Source organism: Candidatus Binatus sp. (assembly GCF_030646925.1).
Lineage (GTDB): Bacteria > Desulfobacterota > Binatia > Binatales > Binataceae > Binatus.
Genome location: NZ_JAUSKL010000010.1, coordinates 1 through 12,704, shown reverse-complemented (window position 1 = coordinate 12,704; position 12,704 = coordinate 1). Strand labels below are relative to the sequence as shown.

13 protein-coding genes are annotated in these 12,704 nt (G+C 60.8%); 7 read left to right on the top strand and 6 right to left on the bottom strand.

Annotation, left to right across the window (positions count from 1 at the left end):
- Nucleotides 1-4: 4 nt before the first annotated feature.
- Both Q7S58_RS01010 and Q7S58_RS01005 read right to left on the bottom strand, forming a co-directional pair.
- Nucleotides 5-913, bottom strand: a complete 909-nt coding sequence (locus Q7S58_RS01010) for an NAD(P)H-binding protein (RefSeq protein ID WP_304819883.1) — start codon at nucleotides 911-913, stop codon at nucleotides 5-7.
- Nucleotides 914-1,024: 111 nt separating this feature from the next.
- Nucleotides 1,025-1,660, bottom strand: a complete 636-nt coding sequence (locus Q7S58_RS01005) for a molybdenum cofactor guanylyltransferase (RefSeq protein WP_304819881.1) — start codon at nucleotides 1,658-1,660, stop codon at nucleotides 1,025-1,027.
- A 236-nt stretch (nucleotides 1,661-1,896) separates the two neighbouring features.
- On the opposite strand from Q7S58_RS01005, the gene Q7S58_RS01000 reads away from it, so the two are divergent.
- A complete protein-coding gene (locus tag Q7S58_RS01000; protein WP_304819879.1) occupies nucleotides 1,897-2,772 on the top strand; it encodes an SDR family oxidoreductase in 876 nt (291 codons plus the stop codon).
- Between the two features lie 36 nt (nucleotides 2,773-2,808).
- On the opposite strand, the gene Q7S58_RS00995 is transcribed toward Q7S58_RS01000, so the two are convergent.
- Nucleotides 2,809-3,537 carry a hypothetical protein gene (locus tag Q7S58_RS00995; protein ID WP_304819877.1) on the bottom strand — a complete coding sequence of 243 codons (729 nt, stop codon included), beginning with the start codon at nucleotides 3,535-3,537 and terminating at the stop codon, nucleotides 2,809-2,811.
- A gap of 289 nt (nucleotides 3,538-3,826) precedes the next feature.
- Nucleotides 3,827-4,168: a response regulator gene (locus Q7S58_RS00990; RefSeq protein ID WP_304819875.1), complete on the bottom strand. Its 342-nt coding sequence runs from the start codon at nucleotides 4,166-4,168 to the stop codon at nucleotides 3,827-3,829.
- A gap of 590 nt (nucleotides 4,169-4,758) precedes the next feature.
- Here Q7S58_RS00990 and Q7S58_RS00985 point away from each other — a divergent pair.
- The 4 genes from Q7S58_RS00985 (at nucleotide 4,759) to Q7S58_RS00970 (ending at nucleotide 9,249) form a co-directional block, all read left to right on the top strand.
- Nucleotides 4,759-5,772, top strand: coding sequence for a P63C domain-containing protein (locus Q7S58_RS00985; protein WP_304819873.1), 1,014 nt, complete (start codon nucleotides 4,759-4,761; stop codon nucleotides 5,770-5,772).
- A 240-nt stretch (nucleotides 5,773-6,012) separates the two neighbouring features.
- The gene (locus Q7S58_RS00980) at nucleotides 6,013-6,198 is read left to right on the top strand and encodes a hypothetical protein (RefSeq protein ID WP_304819871.1); all 186 of its coding nucleotides are present in this window, start codon (nucleotides 6,013-6,015) and stop codon (nucleotides 6,196-6,198) included.
- Nucleotides 6,199-6,870, top strand: coding sequence for a hypothetical protein (locus Q7S58_RS00975; protein ID WP_304819869.1), 672 nt, complete (start codon nucleotides 6,199-6,201; stop codon nucleotides 6,868-6,870).
- Nucleotides 6,871-7,044: 174 nt separating this feature from the next.
- Nucleotides 7,045-9,249 (top strand): ATP-dependent RecD-like DNA helicase, encoded by a 2,205-nt coding sequence (locus Q7S58_RS00970; protein ID WP_304819867.1) that lies wholly within the window; start codon nucleotides 7,045-7,047, stop codon nucleotides 9,247-9,249.
- Nucleotides 9,250-9,284: 35 nt separating this feature from the next.
- On the opposite strand, the gene Q7S58_RS00965 is transcribed toward Q7S58_RS00970, so the two are convergent.
- Together Q7S58_RS00965 and Q7S58_RS00960 are read right to left on the bottom strand one after the other, a co-directional pair.
- A complete protein-coding gene (locus tag Q7S58_RS00965; protein ID WP_304819865.1) occupies nucleotides 9,285-9,914 on the bottom strand; it encodes a YIP1 family protein in 630 nt (209 codons plus the stop codon).
- A gap of 70 nt (nucleotides 9,915-9,984) precedes the next feature.
- Nucleotides 9,985-10,485 (bottom strand): hypothetical protein, encoded by a 501-nt coding sequence (locus Q7S58_RS00960; RefSeq protein WP_304819863.1) that lies wholly within the window; start codon nucleotides 10,483-10,485, stop codon nucleotides 9,985-9,987.
- A 128-nt stretch (nucleotides 10,486-10,613) separates the two neighbouring features.
- Between Q7S58_RS00960 and Q7S58_RS00955 the strand changes: the two genes are divergently transcribed.
- Both Q7S58_RS00955 and Q7S58_RS00950 read left to right on the top strand, forming a co-directional pair.
- Complete coding sequence (locus Q7S58_RS00955; protein WP_304819861.1) at nucleotides 10,614-11,060, top strand: VOC family protein; 447 nt, start codon at nucleotides 10,614-10,616, stop codon at nucleotides 11,058-11,060.
- A gap of 147 nt (nucleotides 11,061-11,207) precedes the next feature.
- On the top strand, nucleotides 11,208-12,704 hold a 1,497-nt coding region (locus tag Q7S58_RS00950; RefSeq protein ID WP_304819859.1), incomplete at its 3' end, for a class I tRNA ligase family protein.

Sequence of the window (12,704 nt, the reverse complement as noted above, 5' to 3'; positions counted from 1 at the left end):
GTTCCTACTTTTTCGACAGGTAAGCCATCCCGACGCGCGCCGGCGTAAGATTGATGCCGAATTCTTCGCGCAGCGGTCCGATATCGCACGCGTTGTCGGCGGTGACGAAGGTGACCGCGTCGCGCGAGAGCATCGGCTTGGGCAGTTTTTCCGCGAGCCCGCCGATCGCGCGCATCAGCCCCTCCGGAATGTGGAAGAGCGGTCTCCGATGCCCGCTCGCATTCATGATGATGCGCATCATCTCGTCGAAGGTCATCAGGTCGGGGCCGCCGACTTCGTAAGTGCCGTTGCGTCCGCGTCCCTGGATTGCGAGCGTCACGCAGGCGGCCAAATCGTCCACCAGCACGGGCTGAACCTTTTGCCGTCCGGTGCCGGGCACGCCAAAAATCGGCGCGAACTTGAGTGCCTTGGCGAGGCTGCTCACGACCTTGTCTTCCGGACCATAGACCAGCGACGGGCGGAAGGTGGTGTACGATAGGCCCGACTCGCGGATCGCGCGTTCGGCGCGTCCCTTGGCGCGAAAGCCCGGATGCGAGCTGGCTTCATTCGCGGCGGCGCCGCTGATGTAGATAAACTGCGCGACGCCCGCCTGCTTCGCCGCGGCGAGCAAAGCGATCACGCCGCCATAATCGACGCGCTCGAAAGTTTGTCCGCGCGCAGGATTTTCAACCGGGTAACCTTCGAACTGGACCGCATCGACGATTGCGTCCGCGCCATTAAGCGCCGCGGCGAGGCTCGCGGGCTCGGCGATGTCGGCGCGCGCAAATTCGACGTTCGGCGAATCGAGCCGTACCGCGTCCGGATTGCGCGTCAGCACGCGCGCCTTGATTCCGCCGGTGGCGGCCATTCGCCGCACAATCGCGCGGCCGATAAATCCGGAGCCGCCGGCCACCGCGACGGTCTTTTGTTCCATCGACGTTCTCCGCTCTTCCTTAGCTATGATGCTGAACCGAACGCATCGATGAGGCGAACGAAAGCGCTGCGCGCGCCGCGGCATCGAACGAATCGCGCTTGCGATAAGCGGCTACGATGATTGCTGGAAGCCGGCGAGGTTCAGCGCGAGCGCGTAGTCCTCGGGCGTGTTGACGTTGAAGAAACTCCGCAGTTCCGGATCGAGCGCCAGCAGTTCGTGCTCGGGCACGCGCCGCGCGTTGATCGCGTTGGCGCTGGCGGTGAGGCGCTTCTCGCCGCTCGCGGCGAGCGATTCGATCGCACTGGCGCATCGCTTGCGATAGACGGCGTGCAGCGGTTGCAGCTTGCCGCCGACCTCGGGAATCACGGCGTCGAAGTCCTCGAGCATCCCGACGAGCGCATCGGCGACGTAGGCATTCAGCAGCGCCAGATCGCCGGAACACGCGAAGCCGATATCGTGGTCGAGCGCGACCAGGCCGCGCCGCAGCGCTTCGAGCGGACCCTGGAACGCCTCTTCATCGTGGATGACCTTGACGCCGGCGATCGGAACGCGCGGGTGCGGCGAGAGGTCGGGCGCCGCGACAATGACTATTTCATCGAAGCGCCGTTTCAGCTCAGTGACTATTCGAGTGAGTAATGGAGCGCCGCCGAAATCCAGCGACATCTTGGGCACGCCCATCCGCGAGCTGCGGCCGCCGACGAGCACGATCGCGCCGGCCTCAGAGCGCATATTATCCTTGATGTCCAATGTTTGAATCCGGCGGATTGCCGAGAAGGTTTACGCGGCGGCGCGATCTTCAGTGATGACGGTTTTGGCGTTCAATTTTCTCTCGCGTGCGCGAGCTTAAAGGCTAACCACGGTTGGGAAGTCGGGCAAGTCGCCACCTGGTTTGCGCATCCGCCGGCCGCCGGCGCACAATGCGCTCATGCGGAAGCCGAAGTAGCGCGCGAGCAAGCGACGATAGCCGAATCGAGGTGACGGTCATGGCCGAATCCAAAACGGAATCGAAGGGGCCCGTGCTCGGATATTTTCGCGGTAAATCGGTGATCGTGACTGGCGCCTCGAGCGGAATCGGGCACGACGTCGCGCTGGCATTCGGCGAGCAGGGCGCGAAGGTTGCGTTGCTCGCGCGCCGCCGACTGCAACTCGAAGAACTCGCCAAAAAGATCGATAAGGCCGGCGGCCAGGCGCTCGCGCTCGATTGCGACGTGACCGATCGCGCGCGGATGAAGTGGGCGGTCGAACAGGTGATCGAATCCTTCGGCGCGATCGATATCCTGGTCAACTCGGCGGGGCTGTTGATCACCGACGAAATCGAGAAACTCAAGCCGGAAGATCTGCGCCGCATGATGGACGTGAACCTGTTCGGCGCGCTCAACGCGATGCAGGCGGTGCTGCCGGCGATGCGCAAAGCGAAAAACGGCAACATCGTGAATATCTCGTCGCTCGCGGGACGCCGCGGGATGAGTCCGCTCGGCGGCTACAGCGCCACCAAGTTCGCGCTGGTCGGACTGACGGAGGCGCTCCGCGTCGAGTTGTTCAACACCGGAATCAAGGTGTCGCTGGTGATGCCCGGGGTGATCGATACGCCGATGGCGCACGACGCGATGAAGCGCGACGCGTTCAAGGGGATGCCCTCGATGATGGCGATGCCGGCGCGGTGGGTCACGTGGGCGGTGCTGGCGGCGGCGGCGTTCGGCTTGACGGAAGTGGACGTGCCGCCGGGTGCGGCGGTCGCAGAGAAGCTGGCGTCGCTGTTCCCCGGCCTGACCGACGCGTTGCTGAGCGTCGGCACCAGAATCATGCAGGGTGCGGGCGCATTCATGAGCGGGGGCAAGTCCGAATCGAAGCCGAAGTGAAGGGATTGCGGCGCCAGCGGAATCTGTAGTAAATCTCTACATGAAGTAGGGTTTGGCCAGCTCGTCGAATTTGCCGTACATCAGCCAGACCTTGACGTTGTACGCCAGCGGATGATCGACCGGCGCGCGGCCCACGGTCTTGAGCCCGAGTTGCTTGTACATCTCATACAGCGGCTCGACCGGGTTGGTGATGATCAGTTTGGGCCGGCGTGAAAAGAGAAACAGCCGCGCCGTATCGGACATCATCTTGACCAGGCCGCGGCCCTGGTAGGTCGGATCGATCACCATCCCGCCGAACTCGAACACCTCGGACGCGAGCATGTCGCCGTTGAACAAACTCGCCGGGTACAGATGACCGAGAGTCAGCGGCGCGTCGGCGAGGCATCGCGCCCAGAAGGCTCCGATCAGAGGCGGGCGTTTGCGTTCGTTACCGGGCTTCACGGAATAGAGGCCGAAGTGAATCGCGAGCGGCCACATCAGGGCGTGCACCTTCTTCTCGCGGACGTTGAGCATGCTCCAGGTCCGCTTGTGGAGCGCGGCGAGTTCGCGGAATCCTTGCGCGGTGCCGATCGGGCGCACTTCGAGGCGTCCTTCGGCGTCGGTTCGTTTCGACGATTTGGAGGCGGGCGCGGGTTCGGGCTCGGGACTTGGGCTGGCTTCGCTTGGATCGAGTGGCTGGGTTGCCGGTGATTCGGCGGGACGGGGAGGCCTGGCTTCTGCCGGACCCGCGGATTCCGCCGGGTCAGTTTTCTTGTCCGCTGCCATCAGTGCGCTCCGCAGCGCTTGATTTAAGCGACGCCGGAATCACAAATCCGTTTCTCGACCGCAACCACCATCAGGCCACGCCGCCCAAGTCGCCGAAACGTGAATTCAGAACAAAATCTACGGCTGGTTCGGCTAACTGCCGACAATATAAGCAAGAAGTTGGTCGAGTGAAAGGTTCAAGGCTCAGGCTGAACGTGATTTTCTTGCTGCAGGCCGGCGGAATCGAGCGTTTCGTGGATTCGGCTACATCCTGAGTTGCCCGCCCGTGATGCGAGGCGCGCGGAATCCGCTATTTCTTGAGGAGCGATTCGAGACCTTCGAGATCGATCGGCTTCACCATGTGCTCGTCGAAGCCCGCCTCCAGCGCGAGAGCGCGATCCGACTCCTGGCCGAATCCGGTGAGCGCGATCAATTTCGGATGCCCAAGTTCTTTCATCGCGCGCAGCCGCCGCGCCAGTTCGTAGCCGTCCATCACCGGCATCCCGATGTCGATCAGCATCACCTGCGGCTTGAATTGCGCGACCGTGTCGAGGGTCGCGAGCGCGTCATACGCGACGCGGGTCTCATAGCCGAGCAGTTCGAGCGCCTCCGACAGCACTTCGGCCGCGTCGTGGTTGTCATCGACCACCATGACGCGCTGCGGCGCCTCGGTTGGCTGGTTGATGGTGGGGGACGTCCTGGATGCCTCCGCGTCGCGCGTATCGATCCTTAGTGGCAGGCCTCGAGCATCGATTCGATCGACAAAATTGCCTGCGCCTCGATTGCGTGCGATACCGCCGCGCGATCCGGCAGTCGCTCATTTCGGCTCATGTTATTTTGCGCCTGCAAGGTGCCGCAACCTAGCGCCGATATGTGGTAGTGGGCGGTTTTGATTCACGGGACAAGCGCCGCTATCTCTTCGATGCTCCAGACGTGATCCGAAACGCCTGATTCCATTGCTGGCGTTACCCTCAGCGTCTGATGCTTTGCCAGCATCGGCAACGAGTTTCAGGACGGCATCCTTCGACGAATTGGTTATCCGACAAGTTGCGCGAACCGAATTGCCTTCAACCAAGCAGCCAATGATTTGTGCGCCTCTCTGAATGGGTAGCTTGTTCATGTCCATTATTATGCTTGCTCGGGCACGCATTGTCAAGACCTCCAGCAAGCATCCGCTTCCGATTGACACGATATGCTTGCTGGGAATATCCTGCAAGCATCTGAAGTGCGAGGTTAGCAAGCATGGATGAATCGATGCAGTCAAAGGGTGGCCGCGCAAGAGCTAAAGCTCTATCAGCCACGGAGCGATCTGAGATCGCCAAGAAGGCAGCTGAGGCGCGATGGTCGCCGGATATTCTTAACGCGACCCATCCAGGTACGTTGCAAATCGGAGACGCGGAGATTTCGTGCGCAGTTCTTGAAGACGGAGAGACTCACGTTCTGACGCGGGCTACGTTTGTTCGAGCGATTGGAAGAAGGGGAAAGGTCAAAGGCGGCAGGGCTTTTGACAAGGAATTCCAACTGCCCGTATTTTTGACAGCGGACAACCTGAAACCCTTTATTCCCAAGGAGTTAGAAGAGAATTCCAAACCTGTACTTTTTAGATTGAACGGTCAAATTGCTATCGGCTATCGTGCGGAGCTTCTGCCGTTGGTCTGCCAAGTTTTTATGGACGCGCGATACGCGAAAAAACTTCGGCCAAATCAAGAACATATCGCTGAGGCATGCAGGATTCTTTATCGCGGGTTCGCGACGATTGGACTGATCGCTTTGATCGATGAGGCCACCGGATTTCAGAGTGTCCGAGCACGAGAAGCTCTACAGGCGCTTCTCGATAAGTTTCTGAGAAAGGAATTAGCTGCTTGGGCTAAGCGATTCCCAGACGAATTTTATGAACAGATTTATCGGCTCAAGAATTGGGAATGGAAAGGCATGTCAAAGAATCGTTACAGCGTTGTCGCAAAATACACCATCGATCTCGTGTACGAACGGATTCTCCCGAGCCTGCTAAAGGAACTTGAAGAACGAAACCCGAAGGATGATAGAGGCCGTCGCAAAGGCAGACACCATCAATTGTTCACGGAAGATGTTGGCCATCCCGCGCTGGCCCAGCATCTGTATGCCCTAATCGGATTTATGCGAGCGTCAAGCTCGTGGAATGATTTCTACAGGTTGGTGAACCGTGCGTTTCCAAGAAAGGGCAATAACTTAGAACTTCCGTTCACCGAGAAGGCTTCGACTGCGACGCCCATCTAGATTTCGCGGCCTTTCGCGCTATTTCCTTCCGACGCTTCTCTGACAGATTAGCTGCCCGAGCCTTCCCGCCCTTCGACGCTCCGAGCGCCGATAGCGCCTGCGCATGGGGATTCTTGCCCTCTGCGGGCTTCAATACGTCACCAGTCGCCTCTTCTACGACGCGAAGGGCGTTCTGAATGGAATCGGCGCGTTTACCGCCTCTGCTTGCTCGGGAAGGCATGAGCGTAGTATGACAGAAATATGGCACGACGCAATACAGAATCGGAAACTGAATCTCAGATCGTGAGTTTGTTAACTGAGATTCGAGACATGGTTATCCTCGCTGGCCTCAATGGCGAAACCCTCGGCGGTGCAGCACGGGCGCATCAAGCGCTCCACGACCTCGCGGAGAAATACGATCTTCTTCCGCCACTCCGCCTTGATTAAATGGCTTCACTGGATGACGCCTATCGTCGAGTAGAGCGGTCCAAAGAACGCTTGTCGGATTTCAAAGTCCGAATAGAAGAATTTAGGGAACTCCAACATGATGTCGTCGTTCCGCAACTAAATCGACGAAACCCGCGCGACGTCAGCTACGAATTTCCGAATCCCATCAAAAGCTTTGAACTGGACGTGAGCGAGATCGTTCAGCCGCTTCGTACCGCTCTTAACTACCTTGTGAGCTCTCTTGTGATTTTGAACTCGAAACCCATCAATGAGAGCCTGCAATTTCCGATTTGTGAGACTCCAAAGGACTTCGCACGTCAAATTCCGTCCCTGCTCAAAGGCGTTAAGGGCAAACAAGTGACAGTGATCGAGAAGCTCCAACCGTACAACGGAAACACCTGGATACGTAAAATCCGAGAACTCACCGATACTGACAAACACCGTGATCCGATATTCATGCGCACGAGCGGACAGACGATGTATCGCATACCTTTTCACGTGTTCAACCGCCAAACACCATCTGGAGTCGTGAACGATCCCATGCACGTGGAGTACAATCTGACGCTGCCAATAAAGTTCCGCGATGAATCGCCGGTCATAGAGACGCTTGAGTTGCTCCAACTGAAGGTTGCCGACGTGCTTGATGCGTTCCAGTCGTTTTTCGAGGATTGAGTAGTTTCGACGGCTCATTTTCCAAAACCGCCCACTACCCGATAGGTCGCGATGCTTGCGAACACTCGCGTTACTTGTTCTATGATCGGCGCGACGAGCGCCGGGAGCGCCGTTGTGGACGGATCACCGGGGCTCCAACTAGACGCAGAGTCATCCAAGCGTAATCCTCAGTTCGTGGCAGCACCGCAAAACCAGGAAACCGTCGAAGGCATCCTCGACCAGGTCCTCTACGTCAATGACAACAGCGGCTATTCGGTCGCGGTAATCGTCACGCCGGTCGAGCATGGCGACGATCGGCGCACGGTGGTCGTCGGCAATCTCGCGGGACTGGAGGTGGGTTCGACGATTCGGGCGCAGGGAAAATTCGAAAAGCATCCGCGTTTCGGCGATCAGTTCAAGGTGATCGATTTCGAGACTCTGCGGCCGGCCGGCGCCGTCGCGATCGAGCGCTATCTCGCGTCGGAAATTCATGGCGTCGGCCGCGCCACCGCGCGCCGGATCGCGGAGTACTTCGGCGACACGCTCGGCGCGGTGCTCGACAATGCGCCCGAGCGGATGCGCGAGGTTCCCGGGATCGGCGGGGTCGTGGCGAGGCGGATTGCGGCGGCATGGCGTGATTCGTCGGGACTGCGCGAACTCACCGTATTCCTGCGCGGCCATGGTGTCGCGGCATCGCATGCGCGGCGAATACTCAAATTTTACGGCAAGAATGCGCTCGAGGTCGTGCGCGAGGATCCATATGTGCTCGCGCGCACGATCCACGGGATCGGATTCCGCACTGCCGACGCGGTCGCCGAGAAACTCGGCGTACCGCGCAACTCGATTCAGCGCGCGCGCGCCGCGGTGCTCTACATCCTCGAGCGGATGTCCGACGAAGGGCACGTTTACTCGCCGTTCGAGTATCTCGAGGGCCAGTTTCGCAGCGCGCTCGAGATGGAACCGGATCTCGCGCGCGAGGCCGTCGCCGAACTCGCGACCAGTGGCGAGATCGTTGTCGAGGAGGCGCGCGACGCGGTTGGCGATGGAGCAGAACACGGCGCGGGAAATCACCTGGCAGTTTATCTCGCGCGCCTGCACGAGGCCGAGGTCAACGTCGCGCACCGGATCGCGGAGTTGAACGCCGGCCGCGCACTCGGCAAGGAGGCGATCGAACGCGCGCTCGGCGCGGCAATCAAGTCCTCGGAACTCGAACTTTCATCCGAGCAGAAGAGCGCGCTTCGATGCGCGCTGGCGAGCCGCGTCACCGTAATCACCGGCGGCCCCGGCACCGGCAAGACCACGCTGCTCCGCTCGCTGCTGGTCGCGCTGGCGTCGATGAACATCAAGCCGGCGCTCGCGGCGCCGACCGGCCGCGCGGCGAAGCGGCTCAAGGAAGCGTCGGGGCACGATGCGAAGACGATCCATCGCTTGCTCGAATACGCGCCGGAGAGCGGCGGCTTCGTGCGGGGCAAGGAATTTCCGCTGCGCACGAATTTTCTGATCATCGACGAAGCCTCGATGATGGATCTCGAGCTCGCCTCGAGCCTGGTGACGGCGCTGATGCCGAACTGCTCGCTGCTGCTGGTGGGCGATCGCGACCAGCTCCCGTCGGTCGGACCGGGCAGCGTGCTGAAGGACGTGATCGCGTCAGAACTGGTCCCGGTGGTGCAACTGCGCGAGGTTTACCGACAGGCGCGCCAGAGCTTGATTGTCGCAAATGCTCATCGCCTGAATCGCGGCGAATTTCCCGATATCTCGAACGACGCGGCCGGCGATTTTTTCTTCTTCGAGCGCAGCGCCGCCGAGGACGTGCTCGCGACGATCAAGCAACTCGTGCAGCAGCGGCTGGTCGGGCGTTTCGGGCTAAGCGACCCGCGCGAAATTCAGGTCATCACGCCGATGAATCGCGGGCCGCTCGGCACGCAGGCGCTCAATCGCGAATTGCAGGCGCTGCTGAATCCTGCGGGACGGGAACTGCGCGCCGGCGATCGCACGTTCCGCGAAGGCGACCGCGTGATCCAGCTTCGCAACAATTATGACAAGGCAATCTTCAACGGATCGATCGGCCGTATCGTCAATATCAATTCCGAGAAGGCGCGCGTCAGCGTGATGTTCGAAGAGGCGCACGCCGACTACGAACTGTCAGAACTGGACGAACTCGGGCTCGCGTACGCAATCTCGGTTCACAAGAGCCAGGGTAGCCAGTACCCGGCGGTGGTGATGCCGATTCATTCGAGCCACTACCTGATGCTGCGGCGAAACCTGCTCTACACCGCGATCACGCGCGCGGAGCGGGTCTGCGTGCTGGTCGGCTCCAGATCGGCTTTGCAGCAGGCGGTGCGCAATCAGGACGAGCGCCTGCGCTTCTCGCGCCTCGCATCGCGATTACATGTTGATTAGCCAGTCGCCGCGGCGAAATCTCAGTCGCGAATCAACTATCTTGCTACGAGTCGCGCAATGACTACGATTACCACTACTAAAATGACTAATGGAATGAGTACTGCGCCGAGCGCCCGCCAGGCCGAGAATCGGTTCACTTCGCCGAGGCATTTGAGCGATATCACGAAGCCCCAGATGGCAAGGATACCGTTCAGCAATCCCAACTCGATCAACTGAGGGCTGGCTTTGAGGGAGCCGCCGGCGCCCGCGGTCGGCGGGACGATCGCGCCCGTGAGCAGCGCAGCGATCGTGATCGCGCCCGCGACGATCGACGGCACCTGCGACCATGTGATCGCCGCGCGGACTTCGGTTCGGGTGGCGGTCCCGCCGAGCAGGCCGCTTGACCATCGCAGCACCACGCCGTTCAGATAAAGCACCCCGATTCCGAACACCGCCGCCGCGGCGACCGCGAATACGACCCCGATTGGCCATAGCGCCGAGATGTTTCCGGAATTGCCGATCGCCTTGGACCATTGGCTTTCGAGCGTGGCCAGCGCCGGCGCGAGCGCGGCGAGTGCGAGTGTGTGGCGGGTTGGATCGGTATCGACGATTCGCCGGATCGTTGCGCGCGGCTCGGTCCAGATCGTAAAAAATGGGGCAATCGAATCAGTCGCACCGTTCGCCATCGTCACCTCGCCGTTGGTTGGCGTCGAAGCTAGCACCTTGAAATTCGGGCTCACAATGAGCGGCCGGGAGCTAGCGTCGCGGCGCTTTGGGTTTGGGCCTTTCGGCGGGCGGACGAGTGCGTTTGCCGCGCACCGGATTCAGTTCGCGCAGAAATGAGAGCACCGCGTCGGCTTCGGATCGCACCGCGTCGGGATCGTGGCCGCTCTGCTCGACGTGCTTTTCCACTTCCGCGATCGTCTGTGCGTAGTCGTTCCTGAATTTGGTGTTGAGCTCTTTCCACGCCACTCCCGCGAGCGCGTCGCTGACGTTGGCCGGCGCGCGATAGAAGCCACGCTCGATCAGCACCGCGATCGCCGGATAGCCGAGGTAGCCGCGCCAATACGACGCGTTGTCGTTGGAAGCGATCTCGCGTCCGTCCGCGGACATCTCGACTTCGTAATTTTTCGAGCCGTCGGACGAGGTGACGATTGCCCGCCGCGCGTCCTCGATTCGCACGCGGCCGTCGCCGACCGCGCCGAGCGCCTCGTACACTTTGACGATCGGTGGCAGGTTCCACGGTGTTGCCGGCATGCCTGCTCTATTGCCGATCGGGCTGCGGTTGCGCAAGCCCGCGCCGCCATTTGCCGGTCGAGGATCGCCGGCGCTAAGCTCCGTTGGCCCGGCTGCGAATCGGTCCGGGCGCGGAGAATCGGAGAGAGATGGCGAACGAACCATTCGGCAAACTCGATCATATCGGTATCGCGGTGAAGAGCCTCGCAGGCGCGCGCAAGTTTTTCGAGAACGTGCTCGGCGCGCATTTCGCGCATCAGGTGGCGAGCGAAGCGGCCGGATACACGCTCGCGGTTTTCGATCTGAACGGCCTCACGATCGAATTGCTCGAGCCGCTCGGCGCGAATTCCTTTCTGCATAAATTTATCGAGAAGCGCGGCGAAGGGATGCATCATCTGACCTTCGACGTGCCCGATCCCAAGCGCAAAGTTGCCGAACTGAAGGAGCAGGGCGTGCGCGTCGTCGATGAAACCGAGTGGTCGCCGACGTCCTACGAGGCGTACATCTCGCCACGCTCGTCGCATGGCGTGTTGATCCAGATGGGGTCGGGTTTTCCGACGCTTGCGTTCGCTCAGCCGTCCGGGAAGAAGGATTAGCGCGAGCCGATCACGCGGTTTCGGCGGATTCATCTGGCGCGTGGGCGCGCGCACTCGCGCACTGCGGCGGCGTCAGTTAATCTTGATCGGACGGATTCACAATTCTAGCGCATCAAGGAGATCGCCCCGGCGCCGCGCGCCGGCCAAGTGCCTGTGCCTGATACCGATTACAAAGCGACCCTGAAACTCCCCAAAACCGACTTCCCGATGAAGGCCAATCTGCCCAAGCGGGAGCCGGAAATGCTCAAGCATTGGGACGAAATCGATCTCTACGGCCGCCTGATGACCGCGCGCAAGGACGCCACTCCGTGGGTGCTCCACGACGGCCCGCCGTATGCCAACGGACGTGTTCATCTTGGCACCGCGCTCAACAAAATTCTGAAAGATTTTGTCGTGCGATCGCGCTCGATGATGGGATATCGCACGCCGTTCGTTCCCGGATGGGACTGTCACGGGATGCCGATCGAGTACAAGGTCGCGCGCGAACTCGGCGATAAGGCGCGCACGATCTCGAAACTCGAACTGCGGAAACTTTGCCGCGCCGAAGCCGAAAAGTGGATCGATATTCAGCGCGCGGATTTTCGCCGCCTCGGTGCGATCGGCGACTGGTTCAATCCGTACCTCACGATGGCGCCGGCGTACGACGCGGTCGAAATCGGCGTGCTGCGCAAGATGGTCGAGCTCGGCTACGTGTATCGCGGACTGCGGCCGGTGCATTGGTGCTTCGATTGCCGCACCGCGCTGGCCGAGGCCGAAGTCGAGTATCGCGAGCATACCTCGCCGTCGATTTACGTCGCGTTCGCCTTCAACTCGAATCTCAAAGATGCGGCCGCGCTCGCCGCTGATTCGTCCGACGGGCGCGAACTTGCCGAAGCGCATCGCGCGGGCAAACTGTTCGCGGTCATCTGGACCACGACGCCGTGGACGCTGCCGGCGAATCTCGGAATTTCGCTGAACGAGACGTTCGACTACGTCGCGCTCAAATCCGGAGGCAACTACTACGTCGTCGCGGCGCGGCTCGCCGATTCGGTCGAAAAAGAATGCGCGCTCGAAGTCAGCAAGCGAATCGATCTCGATCGCGCGGCGCTCAAAGCGCTCGACGGCCAGGATATTTTTCGGCATCCGTTTCTCGTGCGCGACGTGAAGCTGATGTACGGCGGGCACGTCACTGCCGACACCGGCACCGGCCTTGTGCACACCGCGCCGGGGCATGGCTACGAGGATTTCGTCGTCGGCAAAACGTACGGGCTCGCGCCGTTTACGCCGGTCGATAACGGCGGCGTGTTTACCGCCGACGGCGGCGAATGGGCAGGACAAAATGTCTTCAAGGCCAACAACTCGATCGTCGCGAAACTCAAATCGGTTGGCGCGCTGCTCAACGCGCGCAACTTCGCGCACAGCTATCCGCATTGCTGGCGATGCAAGAATCCGCTCATTTTCCGCGCCACCGAGCAATGGTTTTTGAGCATCGATCACGCGGGCCTGCGCGCCAAACTCATCGGCGCAATCGACAGCGTGAAATGGTTCCCCGGATGGTCGCGCGATCGCATCCGCAATATGACCGAGACGCGTCCCGACTGGACGCTCTCGCGCCAGCGCGCGTGGGGCGTGCCGATTCCGGCGCTTAGATGCGCCGAATGCGAC

Excerpts from the sequence above, each read along its gene's own strand:
- Q7S58_RS00995 (WP_304819877.1), bottom strand. The coding sequence starts at position 3,537 with ATGGCAGCGGACAAGAAAACTGACCCGGCGGAATCCGCGGGTCCGGCA.
- Q7S58_RS00980 (WP_304819871.1), top strand. The coding sequence starts at position 6,013 with ATGGCACGACGCAATACAGAATCGGAAACTGAATCTCAGATCGTGAGT.
- Q7S58_RS00960 (WP_304819863.1), bottom strand. The coding sequence starts at position 10,485 with ATGCCGGCAACACCGTGGAACCTGCCACCGATCGTCAAAGTGTACGAG.
- Q7S58_RS00975 (WP_304819869.1), top strand. The coding sequence starts at position 6,199 with ATGGCTTCACTGGATGACGCCTATCGTCGAGTAGAGCGGTCCAAAGAA.
- Q7S58_RS00985 (WP_304819873.1), top strand. The coding sequence starts at position 4,759 with ATGGATGAATCGATGCAGTCAAAGGGTGGCCGCGCAAGAGCTAAAGCT.
- Q7S58_RS00955 (WP_304819861.1), top strand. The coding sequence starts at position 10,614 with ATGGCGAACGAACCATTCGGCAAACTCGATCATATCGGTATCGCGGTG.
- Q7S58_RS01000 (WP_304819879.1), top strand. The coding sequence starts at position 1,897 with ATGGCCGAATCCAAAACGGAATCGAAGGGGCCCGTGCTCGGATATTTT.
- Q7S58_RS01010 (WP_304819883.1), bottom strand. The coding sequence starts at position 913 with ATGGAACAAAAGACCGTCGCGGTGGCCGGCGGCTCCGGATTTATCGGC.
- Q7S58_RS00965 (WP_304819865.1), bottom strand. The coding sequence starts at position 9,914 with ATGGCGAACGGTGCGACTGATTCGATTGCCCCATTTTTTACGATCTGG.
- Q7S58_RS00990 (WP_304819875.1), bottom strand. The coding sequence starts at position 4,168 with ATGGTGGTCGATGACAACCACGACGCGGCCGAAGTGCTGTCGGAGGCG.